Genomic DNA, 25,738 nt, shown 5'->3' on the forward strand with positions numbered 1-25,738 from the left:
CTCCCTGTTTGCGGAACTGTCGGTACGGGGCCGCTGTGGCCACCGGTGTGATCGTCCGCTCTTGCGGCAGCAGCTTACGGGGGCGAACTGTGGTGGCACATCCCGTCTTTGTGAAGGCGCCGGTGTGAAGTCGTGCACGCCGTTGCTGTCGGGAACGCGGGCGTGCTCCCCGACTGCCCCGGCCCGGGTGTGAGCCGATATCGTCGGCGGGACTGTGACGCGCGGGGTGGAAGCGGTCACGGGGCCTGGGGAGGACAAGCGTGCGCCTGACTCTGACCGTCGTCGATCCGTTCGGCGGGGACGCCGCCGATGTCGTACTCGATGCCGATCCCGAGTCCACCGTGGGGGACATCGCGCAGGAGCTGGCCGCGCAGGTCGGGCACAGCGGGGCGCAGGTCATTCCCATCGGGCATCAGGGCGGGACCCCGGCCGGCAACGCGCCACTCGTGTATGTGGACGGGTACGCCGTCGATCCCGGTGCCACCGTCGTCGGGTCACCGCTGCGTGACGGTGCGGTCGTGTCCCTGCAGGATCCCTCCGGGTGTCTGCCCGGTGAGCCGTCCGGGCTCGTCGAGCTGCGGGTCGTCGGCGGTCCTGCCGCCGGGTCCGTGCACCGGCTCGGGGTCGGGCGGTACGACATCGGCAGCGGGACGGCCTCGTACGTCCGGGTCGACGATCCCGAGGTCGACGGCCGGGCGCTCACCCTCTCGGTCGCCACCGACGGGACCTGTCAGGTCGTCGTGCACGGTGACGAGGAGGGCGTCACCCTCGACGGGGCGCCGATCGCCGGTTCCGGGGAAGAGAAGGGTGAGACGGAGGGCAAGGGGAGGAAGGGCCGGCGCAAGGCGAGTCAGGACTCCGCCGGCAAGAAGGCCGACCGGTTCGACTGGCCCCTCGGCGCCCAGATCGGTCTCGGCAACACCCTTCTCGAACTGACCCGTTACACGCCCCCGAACGCCGCTCTCAAGTGGTCCGACGACGGGGTGGGGCTCGACTACAACCGGCCGCCCCGGCTGCGTCCGGCCGAGCGGCAGACGAACTTCCGGCTGCCGTCGGCGCCCCGCGAGTACGAGGCCCGGCCGCTGCCGTGGCTGATGGCGCTGACGCCGCTCGTCGGCGCGGTCGTCATGGTGACGATCTTCCAGCGCTGGTACTACCTGATCATGGCGGGGCTCAGCCCCATCCTGCTCTTCGCCAACTACTTCAACGACAAGAAGCACGGGCGCAAGTCCCATGCGAAGCAGGTCAAGGAGTACGAGGAGCAGAAGGAACGGATCGAGAAGGACGCCCAGGAGGCGCTGGTCCAGGAGCGGAACGACCGGCGGCACGCCATTCCCGATCCGGCGACCGTGCTGTCGATGGGTACCGGGCCGCGGACCCGGTTGTGGGAGCGGCGGCGGACCGACCGGGATCATCTGCTTCTGCGGTTCGGGACGGGGCAGTTGCCGTCCGAGGTCGTGCTCGACGACCCCGAGCAGGACGACCACCGGCGCCAGGTGACCTGGAAGATCGAGGACGCGCCCGTCGCGCTGAACCTGCGTTCGCTCGGGGTGATCGGTGTGGCGGGGCCCGGTGACTCCGCGCGGGCCCTCGGACGGTGGGCGGTGGCGCAGACCGCCGCGCTGCACAGTCCGATGGACGTGCAGTTCTACGTGCTGAGCGAGAACTCCGCCCAGCCGTCCTGGGACTGGATGCGGTGGCTGCCGCACGCCCGGCCGTCCGGGGGGCAGGACGTCAACGTCCTCATCGGTACCGACGCCGAGACCGTCGGCGCCCGTATCGGTGAGCTGACGCAGATCCTCGACGCGCGCAAGAAGGCCGCCGAGCAGGCGCGTTCGCAGGGCACGTCGTTCAGCGACCCGGACATCGTCGTCGTATGGGACGGCTCACGGCGGTTGCGGTCGCTTCCTGGTGTGGTGCGGCTGCTGCGTGAAGGGCCGTCCGTGTCCATGTACGCGCTCTGCCTCGATGCCGAGGAACGGTTCCTGCCGGGTGAGTGCCAGGCGTTCGTCGTCGCGGAGCCGAAAGCCGAGGAGCGCGACCGGGAACAGCAGCAGGATCAGCCGCAGCAGGTGAGCGGCGGGTTCCCCTCCTTCCAGGCCTGGCACACCAGCGCGCCCGAGACCGGCCGCGCCCGGCAGGCGGACCGGCTGCGGCTGCGCGTCGAGGAGGCGGGAGCGGAGCGGATCAAGGACGTGCGGCCCGACTTCGTCCCGCCGGCCTGGTGTCTGCGGCTCGCCCGTTCGCTGTCGCCGTTGCGCGACATCAGCGGGGAGACCGAGGACTCGGCGCTGCCCGGCTCCAGCCGGCTCCTCGACGTGCTCCAGCTGGAGCCGCCGACGGCCGACGCGATCGGCGCCCGGTGGCGGATGGGCGGGCAGTCGACGCTCGCCGTCATCGGTGAGTCGTACGACGGGCCGTTCGGCATCGACATGCGCAAGGACGGACCGCACGGGCTCATCGCCGGTACGACCGGTTCCGGTAAGTCCGAGCTGCTGCAGACGATCGTCGCCGCGCTGGCCGTCGCCAACACCCCCGAGAACATGACGTTCGTCCTCGTCGACTACAAGGGTGGTTCCGCCTTCAAGGACTGTGTGAAGCTGCCGCACACCGTCGGCATGGTGACCGACCTCGACGCCCATCTCGTGGAGCGGGCGCTGGAGTCGCTGGGCGCCGAACTGAAGCGGCGTGAACACATCCTGGCCGCCGCGGACGCCAAGGACATCGAGGACTACCAGGACCTGGTGCGGCGGGATCCGTCCCGTGCGCCCGTGCCGCGGCTGCTCATCGTGATCGACGAGTTCGCGTCCATGGTGCGCGATCTGCCCGACTTCGTGACGGGCCTCGTGAACATCGCGCAGCGAGGGCGGTCCCTCGGTATCCACCTGCTGCTCGCCACGCAGCGGCCGAGCGGTGTCGTGTCTCCCGAGATCCGCGCCAACACCAACCTCCGTATCGCCCTGCGGGTGACGGACGCCGGTGAGTCGACGGACGTCATCGACTCGCCCGAGGCCGGGCACATCTCGAAGAGCACGCCCGGCCGGGCGTACGCGCGGCTCGGTCACGCCTCCCTGGTGCCGTTCCAGTCGGGGCGGGTCGGTGGCCGGCGGCCCGGGGCGGCGGACCCGGCCGCCCTCGCACCCTGGGTGGGTCCGCTGACCTGGGAGGACCTCGGACGGACCGCACTGGCCAAGCCGAAGTCGCAGGCGCGTGAGGACGACGAGATCACCGACCTGAAGGTCCTCGTCGACGCCGTGCGCGAGGCCAACAGCGCGCTCGGCATCCCGGCCCAGCACAGTCCCTGGCTGCCCGCGCTGGACGAGACACTGCTGCTCGACGACGTCGAGGTGCCGGCCGTCGCCCTCGCGCCGGGCAGGCTGCCGCCCGCCCCGTTCGGCGTCGAGGACCTGCCGGGCGACCAGGCCCGCCGCCCGGTCGTCGTCGACTTCGCCGGCTTCGGGCATCTGATGATCGGCGGTGCCCCGCGCAGCGGCCGGTCCCAGGTGCTGCGTACCATCGCGGGCTCCCTCGCCCGCACCCACTCCGTCGCCGACGTCCACCTGTACGGCATCGACTGCGGCAACGGCGCGCTGAACGCGCTGACCCGGCTGCCGCACTGCGGTGCGGTCGTCGGCCGCAACCAGACCGAGCGGGTGGTCCGGCTCGTCAACCGGCTCAAGGGCGAGCTCTCCCGCCGCCAGGACCTGCTCGCGGACAAGGGGTTCGCGGACATCGGTGAGCAGCGGGCCGCGGTCGCCGAGGACGAGCGGCTGCCGCACATCGTGGTGCTGCTGGACCGCTGGGAGGGCTGGGTGCCCACGCTCGGCGAGATCGACCACGGTTCGCTGACCGACGAGCTGCAGACGATGATGCGGGAGGGTGCGAGCGTCGGCATCCACCTCGTCCTCACCGGTGACCGCACGCTGCTCGTCGGCCGGATCGCCTCCCTCACCGAGGACAAGTACGGTCTGCGGCTGGCCGACCGCAGCGACTTCTCCTCGCTCGGCATCCCGGCCCGCAAGGTGCCGGAGGAGATCCCGCCGGGCCGCGCCTTCCGCAACGAGGCCGGTACGGAGACGCAGTTCGCGCTGCTCGCCGAGGACACCACCGGTCAGGGCCAGGCGGCGGCGCTCACGGCCATCGGTGAGGCGGCGGCCGCCCGTGACGCGGAAGTGCCGCGTACGCGGCGGCCGTTCCGGGTGGACAGCCTGCCGAGCCGGATCTCCTTCCCGGAGGCGTGGGAGATGCGCGACCCGGAGGGATCCCGGTCCAGGCTGTGGGGGCTGGCCGGCATCGGCGGTGACGAGATCGTCGGTTTTGGTCCCGATCTGGCCGACGGTGTACCGGCGTTCGTCATCGCGGGGCCGGCCAAGTCGGGCCGTTCGACGGTGCTGATGAACTTCGCGCAGTCGTTCCTCGCACACGGCACCCGCCTGGTCGTCGCCGCGCCACGCCAGTCGCCGCTGCGCCGGCTCGACGGTACGGAGGGCGTGCTGAAGGTCTTCACCGGTGACGACATCGACGAGGACGAGTTCGAGGAGCTGATCGACGGGGCGTCGACGGACGAGCCCATCGCCGTGCTCGTCGACGACGGGGAGCTCCTGGAGGACTGCGACGCCGAGAGCCAGTTGAAGAAGCTCGTCTCCCGCGGTGCCGAGCGCGGGCTCGCCCTTGTCATCGCCGGTGACGAGGAGGACGTGTGCAGCGGCTTCTCCGGCTGGCAGGTCGACGCGAAGAAGGCCCGGCGCGGCATCCTGCTCTCCCCGCAGGAGTCGTCCAGCGGCGACCTCATCGGCGTCCGCCTGTCCCGCGGGATGGTCGGCGGTCAGGTGGCCCCGGGCAAGGGCATGCTCCACCTCGGGGACGGGGAGCTGCGGACGGTCGTGGTGCCGGGGTGAGCGGCCCGCCCTGCGTACCGGAGTCCGCGGCTGCCTGATCCTCGACAGCCGGGCCTTCGGCGATCCCGGCTCCTTGCTGTCCGGCTCGTGGACCAGGTCGTCGACCCGGCGGGCGGCGTAGGCGGTGGCGTAGGCGGGGGTCCCCCCGCGCGAGCGCAGTCGAGCGTGGGGGAGGGCGCGGAACTCCTCGTCCAGCGCGAAGCGGGGTGCACGATCTTCACCGCGACCGTGCGGCCCCCGGTGCTGCGGCCGGGATGGACCCGGCCCATGCCGCCGGAGCCGAGCCGGCCGAGCAGCCGGTAGGGCCCCACGACCGTGGGCTCGTCCACTTCGAGCGGCCGCACGGCGTCCACCCCTCCCCCGTCGTGCCCGTACGCCGGGACCTTCCAGCAGGGTGGTGGGCGGGCCGCCCACGGCCTCAGGGCTGCAGCAGATCGACCTTCACGTCCGCCGGGAAGCCCGTCGTCGGTCCGACCCTGCGGGCGAACTCGGCGACCGCCTCCAGCTGCGGGGCGCCGAAGCTGAAGTCGAGGGTGGTGAAGTACTGCGCCAGGGTCGCCTCGTCGAAGGCCTCCCAGCGGGCCGCCTGCTCGGCGACCTTGCCGACCTCCTCCAGGGAGAGGTTGCGGGAGGCGAGGAAGGCCTCGTGCACCTTGCGGGTGATGACCGGCTCGCGCTCCAGGTAGTCGCGGCGCACCGCCCACACCGCGAAGACGAACGGCAGGCCCGTCCACTGCTTCCACAGCGCGCCCAGGTCGTGCACGTCGAGCCCGTAGCGGGGACCGTCGAGCATGTTCGCGCGCAGGGCCGCGTCCCCGATGAGGACGGCCGCGTCGGCCTCCTGCATCATCAGGCTCAGGTCGGGCGGGCAGGTGTAGTAGTCGGGCCGTACGCCGTACCGCTCGGCGAGGAGGAGCTGGGCGAGGCGTACGGAGGTGCGGGAGGTCGACCCGAGGGCGACCCGCGCTCCGTCCAGCCGGTCCAGCGGGACCTGCGAGGCGATCACGCACGACATCACATCGCCGTCGCAGCCGACGGCGATGTCGGGGAAGGCGACGAGCTGGTCCGCGTGCTTGAGGAACTCGACGAGGGTGACGGGCCCGATGTCGAGGTCGCCCTGCACCAGCTTCTCACTGAGCTTTTCCGGGGTGTCCTTCGTCAGCTCGAAGTCGAGAAGCGTGCCCGTTCTCGCGAGCCCCCAGTACAGGGGCAGGCAGTTCAGGAACTGGATGTGGCCGACGCGCGGCCGGGTGCGAGGATTGTCCACATCGTGAGGCTAGCCCTCGTCCCCGGCGGGCGGGCCCCCACCCCCCGATCGCCCAAGTGTTCGACCGGACGCCCGTGACGGACGGGGCGTTCAAACATTCGGGTGACGTGATCTTGACCTCTATTGCATTCGGGAGTCTGCGTGCTAGGCTCTTCCGCAAGTTGCAGTTTGGTTTCCCTTGCAGTACAGAGCCTGCGGAGCATGTGACCGCGGGCTCTCGTCGTTCTCAGACGGATGCACTTGTGCGGAATTGGTCTTCACACTTGCTGGTTCTGGAGCAGGGCAACCCTTTGGGCCCAAGGAGGGCTTATGGCTACCGGGACCGTGAAGTGGTTCAACGCCGAAAAGGGCTTTGGTTTCATCGCCCAGGAAGGCGGAGGCCCCGACGTCTTCGTCCACTACTCCGCGATCAACGCGAGCGGCTTCCGCTCCCTTGAGGAGAACCAGCAGGTGTCCTTCGACGTCACGCAGGGTCCGAAGGGCCCGCAGGCGGAGAACGTCACCCCGGTCTGATCCTCGCCGATCCGGGAACGACCAGCAGTACCCAAGGAGCCCCACGCCGTCAGGCGACGGGGCTCCTGCCTTTCCCCCTCGCACCGCCGAAATGCTCCGGTGAGTATTCGGGGAATTCCTCTCATACGTGCCGCATGATCAGTACGAATTCCGTGCCGGCCTCCAGCGCCCCGTACGTGTGCGGCACATCCCCGCGGTACGGCATACAGTCCCCCGGCGCGCAGTCCCCCGGCCCGAGTTCCGCGCTCTCTCCGCCGGGTCCCGCCTTTACCCGTCCCGCACCGACCGCGATGTGCTCCACGGTCCCCGGAATGTGCGGCTCGCAGGCGTGCGCCCGCCCGGTCACGAGGAGTGCGAGGCCGGCTTCGCCACGTGTCCCGGGACTGTCGGTGGACACGGGTAGGGTCCTCGCCCATGACCGCCACCGACGCTGATCACGTAGTCGCCACCCGCACCTTCTACGACGCCGTCGCCGAGGACTACGCCGCCCTGTTCCGTGACTCCCTCTCCGTCATGCCCCTGGACCGGGCGCTGATGGCCGGTTTCGCCGAACTGGTCGGCCGGGGCGGCCGGGTGGCCGACCTGGGGTGCGGCCCCGGCCGGGTGACCGGGCACCTCGCCTCCCTCGGCCTCTCCGTCTTCGGCCTCGACCTGTCGGAGGGGATGCTCGCGATCGCCCGCCGCGAGAATCCCGGCCTGCGCTTCGAGCAGGGCTCGATGCAGAGCCTGGACCTGCCCGACGGCGCCCTCGCCGGCGTCGTCTCCTATTACTCCACCATCCACACCCCGCAGGAGGAACTGCCCGCTCTCTACGCCGAGTTCCGCCGGGTCCTGGCACCCGGGGGCCACCTGCTGCTCGCGTTCCAGGCCGGCGACGAACCCCGCCGCCACGAGCGGCCCTGGGGTCACCCGGTCACCCTGGACTTCCGGCGCATGCGCCCGGAACGCATCGCCGTGCTCCTGGAGGCGGCCGGCTTCACCCTCGTCCAGCGCACGGTGCGCGCGGCCGACACGGACCAGGGCGAATCGACCCCCCAGGCGTTCCTGATCGCCCGCGCGACGGGGTGACCTACCCGCCGTACAGCCCCTCCACCTCCCCCGCGAAGTCCCGCAGGATCTCCTCGCGCCGCAGCTTCATCGACGGGGTCAGGTGGCCCGCCTCCTCCGTGAAGTCCACCGGGAGAACGGTGAAGCGGCGGATCGACTCCGGGCGGGAGAGCATTTTGTTGGCCTCGTCGATCGCACGCCGCAGGACCGCGTACAGCTCCTCGTCGTCGGCGACGAGTTTCGGCGGGACCGGGTGTTTGCCGTTCATGCGGCGCCAATGGGTGATGCCGTCGGGGTCGAGGGTGATCAGGGCGGAGACGTAGGGGCGGTTGTCGCCCACCACCATGACCTGGGAGATCAGCGGGTGTGAGCGGAGCCAGTTCTCCAGCGGGGCCGGGGCGACGCTCTTGCCGCCGGAGGTGATGATCAGCTCCTTCTTGCGGCCCGTGATGGTCAGGTAGCCCTCGTCGTCCAGTTCGCCGAGGTCGCCGGTGGGCAGCCAGCCGTCGGGGGCGGCGGAGACCACTCCGCCCGCCTGGGGGTCCCAGTAGCCGCGCAGCACTTGCTCTCCGCCGACCAGGATCTCGCCGTCCGCCGCTATGCGGATCCGCGTCCCCGGCAGCGGCCAGCCCACCGTGCCCAGCCGGGGTTTCAGCGGGGGTGTCACCGTCGCGGCGCCGGTGGTCTCCGTCAGGCCGTAGCCCTCGAAGATCTCGATGCCGGCACCGGCGTAGAACGCGGCGAGGCGGCGGCCGAGCGGGGAGCCGCCGCAGATGGCGTACCGCACCTTGCCGCCCATGGCGTTGCGGATCCTGCGGTAGACCAGCGGGTCGTAGAAGGCACGGGCCGTCCTCAGGGAGCGGGACGGGCCGGCCCCCGCCCCCGTCTGCCGGGCCTCGACGGCCTCGCCGTAACGGCGGGCCACCGACACCGCGCGGTCGAAGGTCGAGAGCCGGCCGCCCGACTCGGCCTGGGCGCGGGCGGTGTTGAAGACCTTCTCCAGCATGTACGGGATGGCCAGCAGACAGGTGGGCCGGAAGCCCGCCAGGTCCGGCAGCAGGTCCGCGGGCGCCAGACTCGGCGCGTGGCCGAGGCGCACCCGGGCGCGTACGCAGGCGACGGCGACCATCCGGCCGAAGACGTGGGACATCGGCAGGAAGAGCAGGACGGAGGCCTCTTCACTGGTCCGGGTCTTGAAGACGGGGTAGAGCAGCTCGATGGCGTTGTCCACCTCGGCGAAGAAGTTGCCGTGGGTGAGGGCGCAGCCCTTGGGGCGGCCGGTGGTGCCCGAGGTGTGGACGAGGGTGGCGAGGGTGTCGGGGCCCAGCATGCCCCGGCGTACTTCCACCTCGGCGTCCGGCAGGTGCGCTCCGGCTTCCGCCAGGGCGTCGACGTGGCCCTTCTCCACGACCCACACCCGCCGCAGGTCGGGGAGGTGCGGGAGTTCGGGGCCGAGGGCGGCGGCCTGCCCCGCGGTCTCGGTGATCAGGGCGACGGCGCCGGAGTCGTGCAGGATCCAGCGGGCCTGGAAGGCGGAGGAGGTGGGGTAGACGGGGACGGTGACCAGTCCGGCGGCCCACGCGGCGAAGTCGAGGACGGTCCACTCGTAGATCGTGCGGGCCATGACGGCGATCCGGTCGCCCGGCATCAGGCCCTCGGCGATCAGCCCCTTCGCGACGGCCAGCACCTCGGCGGCGAATCGTTCCGCTGTGACGTCCCGCCAGCTGCCGTCCGCTGTCTTCCGGCTGAGCACCACCGTGTCCGGCGCCGTGCTCGCGTTCTCGAACGGCAGGTCGGCGAGCGATCCGTGCCGCACCCGCCGGGCGAACGGCGGTACGGACGCTTCCCGTACGACGCCGTCCAGCCGCCGGGTCTCCGGCTCGACCAGGACGGGTGCTCCGTAGACGTCGTCGTCGAGAGCGGAGGGATACGCGGTGGACACGGGGCGGCTCCTGGGGCGTGCAGGGGAACTGCGTGATGCCACGACGTACGTGCCTCGCACGCCGAGGCGCTCACCGGTGGCCGGCGGGGACAGGGGTCACCACCGGTCGGTGCCGGGATCGTACGGCGCCGACGTGGAAGGTCTGTGCGGGTACGGGGACGGTCCCGGGCCGGGCGTGTGCAATGTCGGAGGTTACGTGAGGGTCACTCACGTACTGCCCCCCGGGACGCCCGGTCGTTCCAGGATCGCCGTCACGCCCTGTCCGCCCGCCGCGCAGATCGAGATCAGCCCGCGCGCGGGGGCGTCCCGTTCGGCGAGGAGTTTCGCCAGGGTCGCCACGATGCGGGCGCCGGTGGCGGCGAAGGGGTGGCCGGTCGCCAGGGACGAGCCCGCCACGTTCAGCCGTGAGCGGTCGACGGGTGCGAGGCCGCGCTTCTCCCAGGCGGCCAGCGTGGCCAGCACCTGGGAGGCGAACGCCTCGTGGACCTCGACCAGGTCGAAGTCCGCCATGCCGAGGCCGGCGCGTTCCAGCATGCGCGGGACCGCGTACGCGGGTGCCATCAGCAGGCCGTCCTCGCCGTCGGCGACGTCCCCGTGCACGAAGTCCACGGCGGCGGTCTCGTACGCGGTCAGGTGGGCGAGGGGTTCCAGGCCCCGCTCCGCCGCCCACTCCTCACTCGCGAGGAGCACCAGCGCCGCGCCGTCGGTGAGCGGGGTCGAATTGCCCGCCGTCATGGTGGGATCGGGGTCGTCCAGGCCGAACACCGGCTTCAGCGTGGCGAGTTTCTCCACCGTCGAGCCCGGCCGCAGGTTCTGGTCGCGGGCCAGGCCCCGGAAGGGCACCACCAGGTCGGCCAGCAGGCCGCGTTCGTATGCCGCCGCCAGCCGCTGGTGACTGGTGGCCGCCAGTTCGTCCTGGGCCTCGCGGGTGATGCCCCAGGCGCGGGCGGTGACCGCGGCGTGCTCGCCCATGGACAGACCCGTGCGCGGCTCGGCGTTGCGCGGGACGTCGGGGACGAGATGGCCGGGGCGCACCTTCGCCAGCGCCTTGAGGCGGCCGCCGAGGGACTTCGCGCGCCGCGCCTCCAGCAACACCTTGCGCAGGTCGTCGTTGACGCCGAGGGGCGCGTCGCTCGCGGTGTCGGCGCCGCCGGCGATCGCGGCCTCCGTCTGGCCGAGGGCGATCTTGTTGGCGGCGGCGACGACCGCCTGGAGTCCGGTGCCGCAGGCCTGCTGGATGTCGTACGCGGGGGTGCGGGCGTCGAGTCGTGAACCGAGGACGGTCTCGCGGGCGAGGTTGAAGTCACGGCTGTGCTTGAGGACCGCCCCGGCGACGAACTCCCCCACCGCGCCCGGCGCCCGCAGTCCGTACCGCTCCACGAGTCCGTCCAGCGCGGCGGTGAGCATCTCCTGGTTGGAGGCGGTGGCGTAGGGGCCGTCGGAGCGGGCGAAGGGGACGCGGCTGCCGCCGATGACCGCGACGCGCCGGACGGCGGCCGGCTTGGGGGTGCTCATCTCGACCTGCTCCTCACCGTGACATAGGCTTACCTCCAGTAACCTTACTCCAGAGTAAGCACGCCCGGAGCAGGCACGGAGGATTCCCCCATGGCCGACCGCTATCTGAGCTTCACCGGCACCACGCCCGGCCGCTTCCTCGCGCACCGCCTGGGGCTCCCCCAGCCGGCGCCGCTGCGGCGCTGGTCACCGGAGCGACCGGACCTGGACGGCGGCCTGCTCCACCTCACGGCCGGCAGGACCGACCTCGACCTCGCCCCCGTACTCGCCCGCACGGGACCCGGTACGGACGACACCGGCCGGCCCGCCGCCGTCGTCCTGGACGCCAGCGGGATACGGGACGTCGAAGGGCTCACCCAGGTGCACGCGGCCCTGCATCCCGTCGTGCGGTCGGTCGCCGCGAGCGGCCGGATCGTGGTGCTCGGCGCCCCGCTCGACCCCGCCGACCACCATCAGGCCGCCGCCCAGCAGGCGTTGGAGGGCTTCACCCGCTCCCTCGGCAAGGAGATCGGGCGGGGCAGGACCGTGAACCTGGTCCGCCTCACCGACGCCCTCGCCGCCGAGTCCACCCTCCGCTTCCTGCTCTCCCCCAGGTCGGCCTACGTCAGCGGCCAGGTGATCGGGACCGGCGCGCACGAGCCCCCCGTCCCCCACGACGTGGACCGTCCCCTCTCCGGCCGCACCGCCCTGGTCACCGGCGCCGCGCGCGGCATCGGCGAGGCGGTCGCCGAGACGCTGGCCCGGGACGGCGCCAAGGTGGTCGTCCTCGACGTACCGGGGGCCGAGGCGGACGCCCGGCGCGTCGCCGAACGGCTCGGCGGGACCGCGCTCCCCCTCGACATCACCACCGCCGACGCGGGCGCCCGGATCGTCGAGGCCCTCCCCGACGGCCTCGACGTGCTCGTCCACAACGCGGGCATCACCCGTGACCGGCGGCTGGTCAACATGCCCGCCGAGCGCTGGGCTCCGGTGCTGGAGGTGAACCTGGCGAGCGTGCTGCGCACCACCGACGCGCTGCTCGCCGCCGGGGCCCTGAAGCGGGGCGGGCGGATCGTCGCCACGGCGTCCATCGCGGGGATCGCCGGGAACGCCGGCCAGACCAACTACGGGGCGAGCAAGGCGGGCATCACCGGTCTGGTCCGCGCCCTCGCGCCGCGCGCGCTCGACGGGCACGGGGTGACGGTGAACGCGGTCGCGCCCGGCTTCATCGAGACGAAGATGACGGCCGCCGTTCCGCTGTTCATCCGCGAGGCGGGCCGCCGGATGAACTCCCTCGCCCAGGGCGGCCTGCCGGCCGACGTCGCCGAGACCACCGCCTGGCTCGCCCACCCGGCCTCCGGCGCGGTGAACGGTCAGGTCGTACGGGTCTGCGGCCAGAGCCTGCTGGGGGCGTGAGCGTTCCATGACATCCGCACCCGCGCCCACGGTCGAGCTCTCCGGGACCCCCGCCCTCGCGCCGCTCCTCGCACGCGGCGCCCTGCTGTCGCCCCTCAAACGGCCCCGTCCCGACGCCACCCACCCCCGCACCCGGCTGGTGCTGCCCGCTCTGCGCGTCGACACCGCCCGGCTCGCCGCGTACGAGCGGGTGTGCGGCTTCCCGACCGGCTCCGCAGGCCACGAGGACGCACTGCCGGTGACGTATCCGCACGTGCTGGGCTTTCCGCTCGCCATGCGGCTGATGAGCGGGCCGGACTTCCCGCTCCCGCTGCTGGGCCTGGTCCACACGTCGATACGGATCACCCGGCACCGGGCGACGGCGGTCACGGGCGCGTACGGAATGACGGTGTACGTCGACGGACTGGCCCCGCACCGGCGCGGCACCCAGACCGCCGTGGTCACCGAGATGCGGGACGGCGGGGACGTCGTGTGGGAGTCACGGAGCACCTACCTGGCCCGGCACCGGACCTCCGCGCAGCCCGTCGGGGAGAAGGAGGAGGAGGAGGAGCGCAAGCCCCTGCCCGCCGTCGAGGAGTGGCGGCCGGCCGGGGACGTCGGACGGCGCTACGGTGCCGCGTCCGGTGACCGCAACCCGATCCATCTGCACCCGCTCGCCGCCCGGCTCTTCGGCTTCCCCCGCACCATCGCGCACGGCATGTGGACCGTGGCCCGCTGCCTCGCCGCCCACGGCACCCCGGAGGCGACGGAGGTCCGCGCGGACTTCCGGGCGCCGGTGCTGCTGCCGGGGACGGTGACGTACGCGGCGGAAGGCGGGCGCTTCGAACTGCGCGGCGACGGCGACCGGGTTCACGTCACCGGGGAGGTCCGCCCGGCCTGAGCCCCGGCGGCACCGGTGTCGGGCTCGGAGTCGTCCGGCGGGGTCCAGCGGCGGCCGGCCATCAGGTCGCCCAGCCCCGCCCAGGCGAAGTTCATCAGGGTCGCCGCCGACTGCCGGGCCGTGACACCCGGCGTGGTGTTGGCCCGGTCCGCGAGGGACTCGGCGGCGCCGACCAGGGCCTCCGCGAGCCCGGAGACCTCGCGTTCGGGGAGGTCGGGGTCGCGGTGTGCCTCACGGGCGGCGGCGAGGATGAGCTGCGTCACGAACGCCACGATCTCCGCACGCATCGCGGCGACCTCGGCGGCGAAGACCTCGCCGTGGGTACGGGCCTGGAAATGCAGCACGGCCCAGCCGTCGGGGTGGCGCGCGGTGTGCGTGAAGAACGCCGTCAGGCCCGACCAGAGCTGGCGGTCGGCCGGCAGTCCGGGACGGGCACCGGCGCGCACGGCCTCGGTGAGGGCCTTCGCCTCACGCCGGATGCACGCGGTGAACAGGTCCTCCTTGGAGTTCAGGTACAGGTACACCAACGGCTTCGACACACCCGCCAGTTCGGCGATCTCGTCCATCGACGCGGCCATGTACCCCCGTTGACCGAAGGTCCGTACGGCGGCGTCCAGCATCTGCTGTTCGCGGACCGCACGCGGCATCCGCTTCGTCTTCACGGCACCCATGCCGATTAGCGTACGGGGCCGCGACGCCCTCGCCGTCCGCCCGCGGACATGCCGCCGCCCGCACCGGGCCGGTGCGGGCGGCGTTCGGTCGCCGGATCAGGCGGCCACGGCCACCTGCTGGGGCTCGTCGACCGGGGAGGCGTGGACCGAGTCGTACGCCTTCCGGTCGAGCAGCCCCTCGCGGGCGGAGACGATGACCGGTACCAGGGCTTGACCTGCGACGTTCGTTGCCGTGCGGATCATGTCCAGGATCGGGTCGATGGCGAGCAGCAGGCCCACGCCCTCCATGGGCAGGCCCAGGGTGGAGAGGGTGAGGGTGAGCATGACCGTCGCGCCGGTGAGGCCGGCCGTGGCGGCGGAGCCCACCACCGAGACGAACGCGATCAGCAGGTAGTCGCCGACGCCGAGCGGGACGTCGAAGATCTGGGCGACGAAGATCGCGGCGATGGCCGGGTAGATCGCGGCGCAACCGTCCATCTTCGTCGTCGCGCCGAACGGTACGGCGAACGAGGCGTACTCCTTCGGTACGCCGAGCCGCTCCGTGACCTTCTGGGTCAGCGGCATGGTGCCGACGGAGGAGCGGGAGACGAACGCCAGCTGGATCGCGGGCCAGGCGCCCTTGAAGAACTGCACGGGGTTGACCTTGGCGACGGTCGCGAGCAGCGCCGGGTAGACGCCGAAGAGGACGAGCGCGCAGCCGACGTAGATGTCGGCGGTGAAGGTGGCGTACTTGCCGATCAGGTCCCAGCCGTAGGTGGCGATGGCGTTGCCGATGAGGCCGACGGTGCCGAGCGGGGCGAGGCGGATGACCCACCACAGGGCCTTCTGGAGGAGTTCGAGGACGGACTCGCTCAGGGTGAGGATCGGCTGGGCCTTCTCGCCGAGCTGGAGGGCTGCGATACCGGCGACGGCGGCCATGAAGACGATCTGGAGCACGTTCAGTTCGGTGAACGGCGTGATGACGTCGGTCGGCACGATGCCGGTCAGGAAGTCGATCCAGGAGCCGGTGTGCTCCGGCTCGGCGCCGTCCGCCGGGGTGAGGCCGGTGCCCGCGCCGGGGTTGGTGACCAGGCCGATGGCCAGGCCGATCGCCACCGCGATCAGTGAGGTGATCATGAACCAGAGGAGGGTGCGCGAGGCCAGCCGGGCCGCGTTGTTGACCTTCCGCAGGTTGGTGATGGAGACCAGGATCGCGAAGAAGACGAGCGGGGCGACGGCCAGCTTCAGCAGGCCGATGAAGGTGCCGCCGACCTTCTCCAGGGTGGTGACCAGCCAGGAGACGTCCTGGCTGCGGGCGAGCCAGCCGAGCAGGACGCCAAGGACGAGGCCGGCGAGTATCTGGGCCCAGAAGGGCGCGCGTAGGGGCAGCTTGAACTGCGTGTTCGTGGACACGGACATGCTCCGTTGTGATCCGTCTGTGGGGACGCGTGAGGAAGGGTGACGTGGGACTCGGGTGGCGCGGAACGTCAGTGACGACAATTCGCGGAAGTGACCCGGCAGAGGTCCACGTGCAGGCGCGCCACGAGCGGAACACTCCGGGGCGTGGGGAACACGGCTGCTGACTTCACCCGGAGACCGTAACACCTGAACTTTGAGATCCTCAAAGCCTTGCTTTGAGAGGCCGGGAGCCAAAGGCGTCCGTACAACGCAAAGCGCCCCGGTTTCCGGGTCAGTTCGGAAACCGGGGCGCCCGAGTGCGGTGCGCGGGTGTGACGGACGTTACGAGGTCTGGCCCTGCGCCTGCCCCTGCGCGCGGGCGGTCTCGTCGACCGTGTCCTCCTGGTTGCGGTTGGCCTCCAGGTTGGCCTTGGCCCGGTCCACCCGCCGCACGATCCGCTCGGAGGCCCGGTCCCGCTCCTTGCGGAGCACGACGAAGCTGATCGGGGCCGAGACCAGCAGCGCGAGCAGCACGATCCACAGGCCGTTGGAGTCACCGAGGCCGCGCGGGGCGAGGCCGGAGTAGACGAGGCCCCAGACGACCACGAGGCAGCCCACGAAGATCCCGAGGCGCATCAGTGTGTAGCGGAGCATCTCATCCACTCTTCCCTGCGTACGGTCAGAACGTCCCAAAGGGACAACGTCCAGTGAAGCACGAGCGGGCGCGGATCTTTCAGCGGGGTGCGGGCCTCACGTCAGCGGCAGCAGCATGACGACGTCGTCGCGGTCGTCGCCCGGGGCCACGCGGATGGCGTCCGGGACCCGGCCGACCTCCTTGTAGCCGCAGGAGGCGTAGAAGCGCTCCAGGCCGAGGCCGCCGCGGCAGGTGAGCCGTATCGCCTCGATGCCGTCGACTGTGCGGGCGGCCCGCTCGGCGGCGGCCAGCAGGTCACGGCCATAGCCCTTGCCCTGGTGACGGGGGTGGACCATCACCGTGTACAGCCAGAGCCAGTGGGTCATCAGGTGGTGGGTGTTGAGGGTGAGGAACGCCGTCGCGGCCACCCTGCCCTCCTCGTCGTGCCCGACGAGGAGGCGGGAGCGTTCCTCCGCCATCGACACGAGCTGCCGCACCAGACCGGGGCGGATGTCCTCCCGCGTCACGGGCGGTACGAAGCCGACCGCTCCGCCGGCGTTGGTGACATCGGTCCACAGGTCGAGGACGCCGTCGCGGAGTTCGGGGGTGACGGCGGGATCGAACGTGAAAGTAAGAGGCATGGGCCGATGGTAGGCATTACACCGGCGCCCGCGCAGCTCCCTTCACGTCCCCCCTTCAGACGCGCATCGGCTGCGGCGACTCCCGACGCGCCGGGTCCGCGCCCTCGTACTCCCGGATGATCTCGTACCGGGTGTTCCGCTCCACCGGGCGGAAGCCCGCATCGCGGATGAGGTCCAGCAGATCCTCACGGGTCAGCTTGTTCGGCGTGCCGAAGTCGTCCGCGTCGTGCGTGATCTTGTACTCGACGACCGAGCCGTCCATGTCGTCCGCCCCGTGCTGCAGCGCCAGCTGCGCCGTCTGCACGCCGTGCATCACCCAGAACACCTTGACGTGCGGCACGTTGTCGAACAGCAGCCGCGACACCGCGAACGTCTTCAGCGCCTCCGCGCCGGTCGCCATCCGCGTCCGGGCCTGCAGCCGGTTGCGCACCTTGCCGTCCTTCATGTCCACGAAGTCGTGCTGGTAGCGCAGCGGGATGAAGACCTGGAAGCCGCCGGTCTCGTCCTGCAGCTCACGCAGCCGCAGCACGTGGTCCACGCGGTGGCGGGGCTCCTCGATGTGGCCGTACAGCATGGTGCACGGGGTCTTCAGCCCCTTCCCGTGCGCCAGCCGGTGGATCCTCGACCAGTCCTCCCAGTGGGTCCGGTGGTCGACGATGTGCTGCCGCACCTCCCAGTCGAAGATCTCCGCGCCACCGCCGGTGAGGGACTCCAGACCCGCGTCGATCAGCTCGTCGAGGATCTCGGAGGCGGACATCCCGGAGATGGTCTCGAAGTGGTGGATCTCGGTGGCCGTGAAGGCCTTCAGCGAGACGTCCGGCAGCGCGGCCTTCAACTCCCTGAGCGAGCGCGGGTAGTAGCGCCACGGCAGGTTGGGGTGCAGCCCGTTGACGATGTGCAGCTCGGTGAGGTTCTCCCCCTCCATCGCCTTGGCGAGCTTCACCGCCTCCTCGATGCGCATCGTGTACGCGTCCTTCTCCCCCGGCTTGCGCTGGAAGGAGCAGTACGCGCAGGAGGCGGTGCACACGTTGGTCATGTTGAGGTGGCGGTTGACGTTGAAGTGCACGACGTCGCCGTTCAGCCGCGTCCGCACCTCGTGCGCCAGCCCGCCCAGCCAGGCCAGGTCGTCCGACTCGTACAGCGCGATGCCGTCCTCACGGGTCAGGCGTTCGCCCGCCCTGACCTTCTCCTCCAGCTCGCGCTTGAGCCCGACGTCCATGCCGATCCCTCTTTCCTTCGACCTCTTCAGGCAGACCCCGTCAACCGTACGCCCCGGCTACTCCACCTCTTCGGGCAGCTCACCGACGCGGTTCTCCCACTTCGTGGAGAGCACGATGGTCGTACGGGTCCGGGAGACGCCCTTGGTGCCGGACAGCCGGCGGATGATCTTCTCCAGGCCGTCCACGTCGGTCGCCCGGACCTTGAGCATGAAGGAGTCGTCGCCGGCGATGAACCAGCAGTCCTCGATCTCCTTCAGGTCCTTCAGCCGCTGCGCCACGTCCTCGTGGTCGGCGGCGTCGGAGAGCGAGATGCCGATCAGGGCGATGACGCCGAGGCCCAGCGAGGCGGCGTCCACGGTGGCCCGGTAGCCGGTGATGACACCGGCCGCCTCCAGCCGGTTGATGCGGTCGGTGACGCTGGGTCCCGACAGACCGACGAGGCGCCCCAACTCCGCGTAGGAGGCCCGGCCGTTCTCCCTCAGGGCCTGGATGAGCTGCCTGTCCACCGCGTCCATCGAATCGAAACCTTCCGCTGAAACTGAAGAGGTCTGAAAGTCCTGCACGTGCCGGGGTGTTGCGGGGAGTGCTCAGCTCGTGCGGGATCCGCCGCCGAGTTCGCCCTTCCAGCGGCGGTAGAGCCGGTGCTCGACACCCGCCGCGTCGAGTACGCGTCCGGCGACGAAGTCCACCAGGTCCTGGATGTGCGTCGCGCCCGCGTAGAAGGCCGGTGAGGCGGGCACCACGGTCGCGCCCGCGTCGTCCAGCGTCACCAGGTGCCGCAGGGTCTGGCCGTTCAGCGGGGTCTCCCGTACGGCCACGACCAGCGTGCGTCCCTCCTTCAGGGTGACGCTCGCCGCCCGCTGCAACAGGTCCTTGGACAGCCCGAGCGCCACCCCGGCCACACAGGCCGTGGAGGCGGGCACGATCAGCATGCCCTTGCTCGGATACGACCCCGAGGACGGCCCGGCCGCGAGGTCACCGGCGGCCCAGTGCCGTACGCCGTCGAGGTCGACGGTGAACGTGTCCGGCTTGCCGTCCGCACCTCGGGACAGCCATTCCCGCAGGTCGTCCCGCCAGTGGGCGTCCCGGAAGGCGATGCCGGTCTCGTCCAGCAGGGTGAGCCGGGAGGCCCGGCTGACGACGAGGTCGACACTCTCCCCCGCCGCCAGCAGCGCACGCAGCACAGCGGCTGCGTAGGGCGTCCCGGACGCCCCCGACACCCCCACGATCCAAGGCCTGCGCCGCATTTCTCCTGCGTTCACATCTTGAGCCTACCGGCGGGCGGCAGGCGTCCACACTCAGGACCGGCCGGAGGCCCCACCGGCGGCACGTGGTCGCCGTCGTCCGTCACCGCCTCGAGGCCGGGCCTCGGGTGCCCACCGCCGCGCCCCGGGCGGTTAGAGTGCCGATGCGACGCGATGAGGGGGACACGGTGGCCAAGGTCGATATCAGTCTCGACGCCGAACTCGTGGTGGAAGTGATGGTCCTGGCGGGGGTCGGCTCGCCCCAGGACGCGATCGAGGTGGTCGTGCGGGACTACATCGCGCGCGGCCACCGCACGGAGGCCCGCACCGAGCTCAGGGACCAGGGTCTGCGCGAGGTCGACGCCAAGCCGCAGGAACCGCAGGGCTGAGTTCCCGGCCGCGCGCCGACGCTCTACACCGTCAGACCCCGCACCAGCAGGTCCAGCAGCGCGCACCCGAACAGGGCGATGCCGATGAAGCCGTTGACGCTGAAGAACGCCCGGTTCAGGCGGGTCAGGTCGGTCGGGCGGACGATGGTGTGCTCGTAGACGAAGGCCCCGGCCACGATCAGCAGGCCGAGCCAGAAGAAGGCGCCGGCGTCGGTGAGGAGCGCGTACCAGACGAACAGGGCCGTCGTCACGGCGTGACAGGCACGGGCGCCCCAGATGGCGGCGGGGATGCCGAAGCGGGCCGGGACCGACTTCACGCCGATCTCGCGGTCGGTGTCGACGTCCTGGCAGGCGTAGATCAGGTCGAAGCCGCCGATCCAGATGCCGACCGCGAGACCGAGGACCACCGCGTCCCAGGACCACGACCCGGTGATCGCCAGCCAGCCGCCGACCGGGCCCATGGCCTGCGCGAGTCCGAGGATGGCCTGCGGGAAGTTCGTGAACCGCTTGCCGTACGGATACACCACCATCGGGATCACGGCGATGGGTGCGAGGGCCAGGCAGAGCGGGTTGAGCAGGGCCGCCGCGCCCAGGAAGACGACGAGGGCGACGAGCGCGCCCGTCCAGGCGTGCCTGACCGACATCGCGCCGGTGACCAGCTCGCGGTGGGCGGTGCGCGGGTTACGGGCGTCGATCTCGCGGTCGATGATCCGGTTGGCGGCCATCGCGAAGGTGCGCAGGCCGACCATGGCGAGGGTGACCAGGAGCAGCCGGCCCCAGTGGATGTTCCCGTCCCACTCGTACATCGCGGTGAGGGCGGCGATGTACGCGAAGGGCAGGGCGAAGACCGAGTGCTCGATCATCACCAGGCGGAGGAAGGCTTTCGTGCGTCCCGGCTGGTGCGGAAGCGCGGCGGAGGCCGAGGTCACAGTCCGTACTCCTTCCAGCGGCGGTCGACGAGCGCGGCCGTGTCCGGGTCGGACTCGACCATGTCGGGCCAGCCGCCGTCGCGCGTGTACCCCTCCTCGGGCCACTTCCTCGTCGCGTCGATGCCCGCCTTGCCGCCCCAGAACTGCTGGTACGAGGCGTGGTCGAGATGGTCGACGGGACCTTCGACGACGGTGAGGTCACGGGCGTAGTCGGTGTTGCCGAGGGCCCGCCAGGAGACCTCGTGCAGGTCGTGGACGTCGCAGTCGGAGTCGACGACCACGATCAGCTTGGTCAGCGACATCATGTGGGCGCCCCAGATGGCGTGCATGACCTTCTGCGCGTGCTTGGGGTACTTCTTGTCGATCGAGACGATCGCGCAGTTGTGGAAGCCACCGGACTCGGGGAGGTGGTAGTCCACGATGTCCGGGACGATGATCTTGAGGAGGGGGAGGAAGAAGCGTTCCGTCGCCCGCCCCAGCGGTCCGTCCTCGGTCGGTGGACGGCCGACGACGATCGACTGGAGCAGCGGGCGCTTGCGCATGGTCACGCAGTCGATGGTCAGCGCCGGGAACGGCTCCTGCGGGGTGTAGAACCCGGTGTGGTCGCCGAATGGCCCCTCGGGGAGCATCTCGCCGGGCTCCAGCCAGCCCTCGATGACGACCTCCGCCTGCGCCGGCACCTGGAGCGGAACCGTCTTGCAGTCGACCATCTCGATCCGCTTGCCCTGCACGAAACCGGCGAACAGGTACTCGTCGATGTCGCCGGGGAGGGGGGCGGTGGAGGCGTACGTCACGGCGGGCGGGCAGCCGAAGGCGATGGCGACGGGCAGGCGCTCACCGCGACGGGCGGCCACCTGGTAGTGGTTGCGGCTGTCCTTGTGGATCTGCCAGTGCATGCCGATGGTGCGCTTGTCGTGGCGCTGGAGGCGGTACAGGCCGAGGTTGCGGATGCCCGACCCGGGGTCCTTGGTGTGGGTGAGGCCCAGGTTGAAGAAGGAGCCGCCGTCCTTGGGCCAGGTGAACAGTGCCGGGAGCTGTTCGAGGTCCACGTCGTCGCCGGTGAGCACGACCTCGTGCACGGGCGCGTCCTGGGACTTCACCTTCCTCGGCGGTACGTGCGTCATCGCGCCGAGCTTCCCGAACGCCTCGCGCACCCCGACGAACCCGTGCGGCAGCTCGGGCTTCAGCAGCCCGCCGATCTTCTCGGAGATCTCCGCGTACGACTTCAGACCCAGCGCCTTCAGCAGGCGGCGGTCGGTGCCGTACACGTTCATCGCGAGGGGCATGCTCGAGCCGCGCACGTTCTCGAAGAGCAGCGCGGGACCGCCGGCCTTCTGCACCCGGTCGACGATCTCACCGACCTCCAGATACGGGTCGACCTCGGCCTTGATGCGCTTGAGGTCGCCCTCGCGCTCCAGCGCCCTGAGCAGGGAGCGAAGATCGTCGTAAGCCATGGGGTCCAGTATCCCCGAGCGGTTACCCTGGCCCTGTACCGCCCACCGCTTTCGCTGGAGAGGCCCCATGTTGCGGGTGCTGATGTTCCTCGTGCCACTGGCCCTGAGCGTGTACGCGTTCATCGACTGCATCAGCACGAAGGACGACGACATCCGTCACATGCCCAAGCCGCTGTGGGCGATCCTCGTGCTGCTGTTCCCGCTGGTCGGCTCGATCTCGTGGCTGATCGCCGGCAAGAAGCGGCATCCCGCGGGCGCGGGCGGCTCCGTCGGTTCCGCCTGGAGCCGGGGCGGCGGCCGACAGCAATGGGTCGCGCCGGACGACAACCCCGAGTTCCTGAAGTCCCTGGACGAGGACAAGCCCGGCAAGGACCGGGACGAGGACCCCAAGGGCGACTGAGCGCGGGCGGGGCGCCGGGGCGGGTCAGCCGAGCTTCTCGATCCGGGCGGCGGTGAGGGCCCGGTCGAAGACCCGTACGTCCCGGACGGCACCGGGGAAGAAGTCGACGGCCTGTCCGCCGTACGACGCCCGGCCGATGATGAAGGGGCCGGTGGCGGACATCGGGTTGGTGTCCTCGGCCTCCGCCTCCTGTACGCCGTTGACGTACAGCCGCAGTGTGCGCGCCCGGCCGTCGCAGACGCCGGCGAGGTGGGTCCAGACGTTCACCGCGGGCTCACTGCGGCCGGTGGCGCGCAGGCCGGGGCGGGAGAAGGCCCAGCGGTTCTCCTCGACGGCGTACTGGAGGTAGAAGGCACTGGCGTCCTCGGCGTCCTGGCTGACGGCGGTGGCCCAGGTCTCCGGTGCGGCGGAGAGCCGGACCCAGGCGGCGACCGTGAAGCTCCGGCCCTCCCCGGTCTCCAGCACCGGACCCCCGGTCACGATCTGGCTGCCCTGCCCGTCGAAGACGGCCCCGCCTCCGCCGGGCCCCCAGGTGACGCCGGTCGCGGTGCCGTCGTGACCGCCCGCGGCGTCCCGCGCGACCGTGCCCGACGTCTCGTCGAGGGGCCAGTGCCCGACGGCCTGGACGGGCTGAGGGGCGGCGGAGGGTGAGGCCGAGGGGGAGGCCGAGGAGGGGGGCGTGGCCCGGTTCCGGTCCGCGGCGGCCGACCGGTTGAACCAGAATCCCGCACCGACACCGGCCGCGGCGACCGCGCCCCCGCCGACGCCGAGGAGCAGGAAGGCCCGCCGGCTGCCGCCGCGTTCCCGGCCCGCCCCGCGGCCGGTGGGCTCCGTCGCGGCGGGTGCGGGTTCCGGGGTGGCGCCCACCCGGGTGGCCTGGTCGTGGAACTGCGGCGCCACCATGGTCGCCTGCTGCGGAAGGGCGCCGGGCCCGCCGTCTCTCGGCAGTACGTTCGTCAGGGCCCCCGGGTCCGTGGCACGGGCGCCCGGGAAGGGCGTTCCGGCCGTAGTCGGGGACCCGGGAACGTTGCCCTGCTGCGACCAGGGACCGAGGTGCCGCAGGGCCATCGTGTTCTCGTTGCCCAGTGCGCCGACCCGGGCGAGGATCTCCTGCGGGGTGGGACGGCCGGCCGGGTCCTTGCTGAGGCAGTCGCCGATGAGAGCGTGCAGGGCCGGGTCGGTGACAGCGCTGATGTCGGGGGTGTTGTGCACCACGCGGTAGAGCAGCGCGGGGGTCGGTCCGTCGCCGAAGGGATTGGCGCCGGTCGCCGCGAAGGCCAGCACCGCGCCCAGGCAGAAGACGTCGCTGGCCGGGGCGACCGTGTCGCCGTTGACCTGCTCGGGCGACATGAATCCGGGCGAGCCGGCCACGAGGCCGGTGCCGGTGATCGAGTCGGCCTCGACGCTGCGGACGATCCCGAAGTCGATGACGCGTGGCCCGTCCTCGGCGAGCAGCACGTTGGAGGGCTTGAGGTCGCGGTGGACGAGGTTCGCGGCGTGGATCGACACCAGCGCCTCGGCCAGCCCGGCCGCCAGCGCGAGGACCGCCCCCGCCTCGAACGGCCCCCGCTCGACGACCGCCTGCTCCAGCGACGGCCCGGCGATGTAGCTGGTGACCAGCCACGGCAGGGGCGCGTCCGGGTCCGCGTCGACGACCGGGGCGGTGAAGGCGCCGCTGACCTTCCGGGCCGCCTCGACCTCCCGGCGGAACCGGTCCCGGAACTCGGGCCTGCGCACCAGTTCGGCGTGCACCACCTTGACCGCGACGAGCCGTCCGCCCGGGGAGCGGCCGAGGAAGACCTGGCCCATGCCGCCCGCGCCCAGTCGGCTCAGCAACCGGTACGCCCCGACGGAGTGCGGGTCGTCCGGCTCCAGCGCTGACACAAATGCCTCCCGGCGTGCGATCTCGGCCCATGAGGGCAGGGCCAAGCATAAAGCCAATCGCACCCGTGTTCGTCGAAGTACCGCACGTCGTACGGTACTTCGACCATCGTCCTCCTCGTGGATGACGCGCGACCAGGAGCCAGGGGACACCCACGAGACCGACAGCTCTCTCGGTCACTCGTCTCCGAATATTTCTTCGGCCTTCGGGGCGGTGACGGCGCGGGTGAGCCAGTGGCGGAGGAGGTCGGGGTCGCCGCAGTCCGTGATGCGGCTGCGGACGTCGTCGGAGACGTCGAGGCCGCGTTGCTCCAGGACGAGCAGGACGTCCTCGGCGGCGCGTGCTGACCGCCCGCTGGGCCCATTGGGCCGTGGCGTGGTCCTGGCAGACCACGAGGAGCGCGGCGGGCAGCCGGTACTTCGTCCACAGGTAGCTGGTGGAGTCGCCCCCGTACCGTTCCCCGGCTGCGCGACGTGCGAGGACCTCGCGACCCGACGCGCGCCGGCGCAGGCGTCGTTCGACGGTACGGCGGAGACGGACGCGAACGTGCTGCCGCGCCGGCACCAGGGCGCTGACCACGGCGGCGCGCCGACGGGCCGCCGGGTCAGCGCAGGCGGGACGACGACAGGATCGACAGCAGGTGGGCCGGGACCATCACCCAGGTGATGACGGCGAGCGCGCCCAGGGCCCAGCGGGTCGGCTCGATGCCGCCGGTCACCTCGTCGGCGACGGCCGCGACGAGGAGGACGAGGGACGCCTCGATGCCGTTGGTCACCCGGTGGATCTTGAACGCGGCGGCGATGCGACGGACCGTGGCGACGCCCTGGGAGCGGGGGCGGGTGGACTCGTCGTCGGCGACGGTCAGACCGCGCCGGGCGCGGGCGACGTCCACCAGGTCGGTGGAGGCCTTGAGCAGGACGACGCCGAGGGCGGTGGCGATGCCGACCGACAGCCAGCCGCCGACGCCCGACTCGGCGGCGCGGTAGCCCGCGCCGGCCAGCAGCGCCGCGTCGGCGAGGTAGGCGCCGAGCCGGTCGACGTAGATGCCGGCCGCGCTGTTCTGCCCCTTCCAGCGGGCGACCTCGCCGTCCACGCAGTCGAAGAGCAGGAACAGCTGCATGAGGATCACGGCGAGGACCGCGCCGGTCAGGCCCGGGATCATCAGCGCGGCGCCGGCGGCGACACCGCAGACGACCATGGTCCAGGTCAGCTGGTCCGGGGTGACCGGGGTGCGCACGAGGTGGCGGGTGGTGCGCAGGGAGATCTTCCGCATGTAGAGCCGGCCGGCCCAGTGCTCGCCGTTGCGGCTCTCCATCTTGGCCTGCGGTTGGCAGACCTCCCGCAGCTCCTCCAGCACCGGAGCACCCATGACGTTCCTCCCAGGCCCAACTGCCGCGCGTGCGGCGGTGATCGGGCCAGGGTACAGAGGCGTCCGACGGG

The 25,738-nt window shown here is 71.5% G+C and carries 22 protein-coding genes and 1 pseudogene; 7 read left to right on the top strand and 16 right to left on the bottom strand.

The window, feature by feature from the left end; genetic code table 11:
• Nucleotides 1-260 precede the first annotated feature (260 nt).
• On the top strand, nucleotides 261-4,898 hold the full coding sequence (locus ACH4VX_RS24315) for an FtsK/SpoIIIE domain-containing protein (protein WP_398370023.1): 4,638 nt from the start codon (nucleotides 261-263) through the stop codon (nucleotides 4,896-4,898).
• Nucleotides 4,899-5,072: 174 nt separating this feature from the next.
• Here ACH4VX_RS24315 and ACH4VX_RS24320 read toward each other — a convergent pair.
• Nucleotides 5,073-5,242, bottom strand: a pseudogene (locus ACH4VX_RS24320) (serine/threonine protein kinase); the annotation flags it as partial.
• Between the two features lie 74 nt (nucleotides 5,243-5,316).
• Complete coding sequence (locus tag ACH4VX_RS24325) at nucleotides 5,317-6,165, bottom strand: menaquinone biosynthetic enzyme MqnA/MqnD family protein (RefSeq protein ID WP_398370024.1); 849 nt, start codon at nucleotides 6,163-6,165, stop codon at nucleotides 5,317-5,319.
• Nucleotides 6,166-6,474: 309 nt separating this feature from the next.
• On the opposite strand from ACH4VX_RS24325, the gene ACH4VX_RS24330 reads away from it, so the two are divergent.
• Together ACH4VX_RS24330 and ACH4VX_RS24335 are read left to right on the top strand one after the other, a co-directional pair.
• Nucleotides 6,475-6,678 carry a cold-shock protein gene (locus ACH4VX_RS24330; RefSeq protein ID WP_003992177.1) on the top strand — a complete coding sequence of 68 codons (204 nt, stop codon included), beginning with the start codon at nucleotides 6,475-6,477 and terminating at the stop codon, nucleotides 6,676-6,678.
• 414 nt (nucleotides 6,679-7,092) lie between these two features.
• Nucleotides 7,093-7,746, top strand: a complete 654-nt coding sequence (locus ACH4VX_RS24335) for a class I SAM-dependent methyltransferase (RefSeq protein ID WP_398370026.1) — start codon at nucleotides 7,093-7,095, stop codon at nucleotides 7,744-7,746.
• Between the two features lies 1 nt (nucleotide 7,747).
• Here ACH4VX_RS24335 and ACH4VX_RS24340 read toward each other — a convergent pair whose 3' ends face one another.
• A complete protein-coding gene (locus tag ACH4VX_RS24340; protein ID WP_398370028.1) occupies nucleotides 7,748-9,667 on the bottom strand; it encodes an AMP-dependent synthetase/ligase in 1,920 nt (639 codons plus the stop codon).
• 207 nt (nucleotides 9,668-9,874) lie between these two features.
• Complete coding sequence (locus ACH4VX_RS24345) at nucleotides 9,875-11,182, bottom strand: acetyl-CoA C-acetyltransferase (RefSeq protein WP_398370029.1); 1,308 nt, start codon at nucleotides 11,180-11,182, stop codon at nucleotides 9,875-9,877.
• A gap of 90 nt (nucleotides 11,183-11,272) precedes the next feature.
• Between ACH4VX_RS24345 and ACH4VX_RS24350 the strand changes: the two genes are divergently transcribed.
• Both ACH4VX_RS24350 and ACH4VX_RS24355 read left to right on the top strand, forming a co-directional pair.
• Complete coding sequence (locus ACH4VX_RS24350) at nucleotides 11,273-12,577, top strand: 3-oxoacyl-ACP reductase (RefSeq protein WP_398370031.1); 1,305 nt, start codon at nucleotides 11,273-11,275, stop codon at nucleotides 12,575-12,577.
• 7 nt (nucleotides 12,578-12,584) lie between these two features.
• A complete protein-coding gene (locus tag ACH4VX_RS24355) occupies nucleotides 12,585-13,457 on the top strand; it encodes a MaoC family dehydratase (protein WP_398370033.1) in 873 nt (290 codons plus the stop codon).
• Here the strand turns inward: ACH4VX_RS24355 and ACH4VX_RS24360 are convergent.
• From ACH4VX_RS24360 to ACH4VX_RS24395, 8 genes are all read right to left on the bottom strand, one after another.
• A complete protein-coding gene (locus tag ACH4VX_RS24360; RefSeq protein ID WP_398370035.1) occupies nucleotides 13,427-14,128 on the bottom strand; it encodes a TetR/AcrR family transcriptional regulator in 702 nt (233 codons plus the stop codon). The two genes, ACH4VX_RS24355 and ACH4VX_RS24360, sit on opposite strands and share 31 nt — an antisense overlap.
• 96 nt (nucleotides 14,129-14,224) lie before the next feature.
• Nucleotides 14,225-15,526, bottom strand: coding sequence for a dicarboxylate/amino acid:cation symporter (locus ACH4VX_RS24365; RefSeq protein ID WP_398370037.1), 1,302 nt, complete (start codon nucleotides 15,524-15,526; stop codon nucleotides 14,225-14,227).
• 68 nt (nucleotides 15,527-15,594) lie between these two features.
• Nucleotides 15,595-15,696 carry a putative leader peptide gene (locus tag ACH4VX_RS24370; protein WP_325053529.1) on the bottom strand — a complete coding sequence of 34 codons (102 nt, stop codon included), beginning with the start codon at nucleotides 15,694-15,696 and terminating at the stop codon, nucleotides 15,595-15,597.
• Nucleotides 15,697-15,847: 151 nt separating this feature from the next.
• Nucleotides 15,848-16,159: a DUF4229 domain-containing protein gene (locus ACH4VX_RS24375; RefSeq protein WP_398370179.1), complete on the bottom strand. Its 312-nt coding sequence runs from the start codon at nucleotides 16,157-16,159 to the stop codon at nucleotides 15,848-15,850.
• Between the two features lie 96 nt (nucleotides 16,160-16,255).
• The gene (locus ACH4VX_RS24380) at nucleotides 16,256-16,780 is read right to left on the bottom strand and encodes a GNAT family N-acetyltransferase (protein WP_398370039.1); all 525 of its coding nucleotides are present in this window, start codon (nucleotides 16,778-16,780) and stop codon (nucleotides 16,256-16,258) included.
• A gap of 55 nt (nucleotides 16,781-16,835) precedes the next feature.
• Nucleotides 16,836-17,999 carry an aminofutalosine synthase MqnE gene (gene mqnE, locus ACH4VX_RS24385; protein WP_398370040.1) on the bottom strand — a complete coding sequence of 388 codons (1,164 nt, stop codon included), beginning with the start codon at nucleotides 17,997-17,999 and terminating at the stop codon, nucleotides 16,836-16,838.
• Nucleotides 18,000-18,056: 57 nt separating this feature from the next.
• Nucleotides 18,057-18,515, bottom strand: coding sequence for an Lrp/AsnC family transcriptional regulator (locus ACH4VX_RS24390; RefSeq protein WP_398370042.1), 459 nt, complete (start codon nucleotides 18,513-18,515; stop codon nucleotides 18,057-18,059).
• A gap of 72 nt (nucleotides 18,516-18,587) precedes the next feature.
• The gene (locus tag ACH4VX_RS24395; RefSeq protein ID WP_398370181.1) at nucleotides 18,588-19,247 is read right to left on the bottom strand and encodes a UbiX family flavin prenyltransferase; all 660 of its coding nucleotides are present in this window, start codon (nucleotides 19,245-19,247) and stop codon (nucleotides 18,588-18,590) included.
• A gap of 185 nt (nucleotides 19,248-19,432) precedes the next feature.
• Between ACH4VX_RS24395 and ACH4VX_RS24400 the strand changes: the two genes are divergently transcribed.
• The gene (locus ACH4VX_RS24400) at nucleotides 19,433-19,633 is read left to right on the top strand and encodes a DUF2191 domain-containing protein (RefSeq protein WP_398370183.1); all 201 of its coding nucleotides are present in this window, start codon (nucleotides 19,433-19,435) and stop codon (nucleotides 19,631-19,633) included.
• A gap of 23 nt (nucleotides 19,634-19,656) precedes the next feature.
• Here the strand turns inward: ACH4VX_RS24400 and mqnP are convergent, their stop codons facing one another.
• Together mqnP and ACH4VX_RS24410 are read right to left on the bottom strand one after the other, a co-directional pair.
• On the bottom strand, nucleotides 19,657-20,562 hold the full coding sequence (gene mqnP, locus ACH4VX_RS24405) for a menaquinone biosynthesis prenyltransferase MqnP (RefSeq protein ID WP_398370043.1): 906 nt from the start codon (nucleotides 20,560-20,562) through the stop codon (nucleotides 19,657-19,659).
• On the bottom strand, nucleotides 20,559-22,016 hold the full coding sequence (locus tag ACH4VX_RS24410) for a menaquinone biosynthesis decarboxylase (RefSeq protein ID WP_398370044.1): 1,458 nt from the start codon (nucleotides 22,014-22,016) through the stop codon (nucleotides 20,559-20,561). The genes mqnP and ACH4VX_RS24410 overlap by 4 nt, the downstream gene beginning before the upstream one ends.
• A 67-nt stretch (nucleotides 22,017-22,083) precedes the next feature.
• Between ACH4VX_RS24410 and ACH4VX_RS24415 the strand changes: the two genes are divergently transcribed.
• A complete protein-coding gene (locus ACH4VX_RS24415; RefSeq protein WP_398370046.1) occupies nucleotides 22,084-22,416 on the top strand; it encodes a PLD nuclease N-terminal domain-containing protein in 333 nt (110 codons plus the stop codon).
• A 24-nt stretch (nucleotides 22,417-22,440) separates the two neighbouring features.
• Here ACH4VX_RS24415 and ACH4VX_RS24420 read toward each other — a convergent pair whose 3' ends face one another.
• Both ACH4VX_RS24420 and ACH4VX_RS24425 read right to left on the bottom strand, forming a co-directional pair.
• Nucleotides 22,441-24,300, bottom strand: a complete 1,860-nt coding sequence (locus tag ACH4VX_RS24420; RefSeq protein ID WP_398370048.1) for a LamG-like jellyroll fold domain-containing protein — start codon at nucleotides 24,298-24,300, stop codon at nucleotides 22,441-22,443.
• Between the two features lie 602 nt (nucleotides 24,301-24,902).
• The gene (locus ACH4VX_RS24425) at nucleotides 24,903-25,667 is read right to left on the bottom strand and encodes a CDP-alcohol phosphatidyltransferase family protein (protein ID WP_398370049.1); all 765 of its coding nucleotides are present in this window, start codon (nucleotides 25,665-25,667) and stop codon (nucleotides 24,903-24,905) included.
• Nucleotides 25,668-25,738: the final 71 nt, after the last annotated feature.

This window comes from Streptomyces sp. NPDC020731, from assembly GCF_044334705.1.
In the GTDB taxonomy this organism is placed as follows: domain Bacteria; phylum Actinomycetota; class Actinomycetes; order Streptomycetales; family Streptomycetaceae; genus Streptomyces.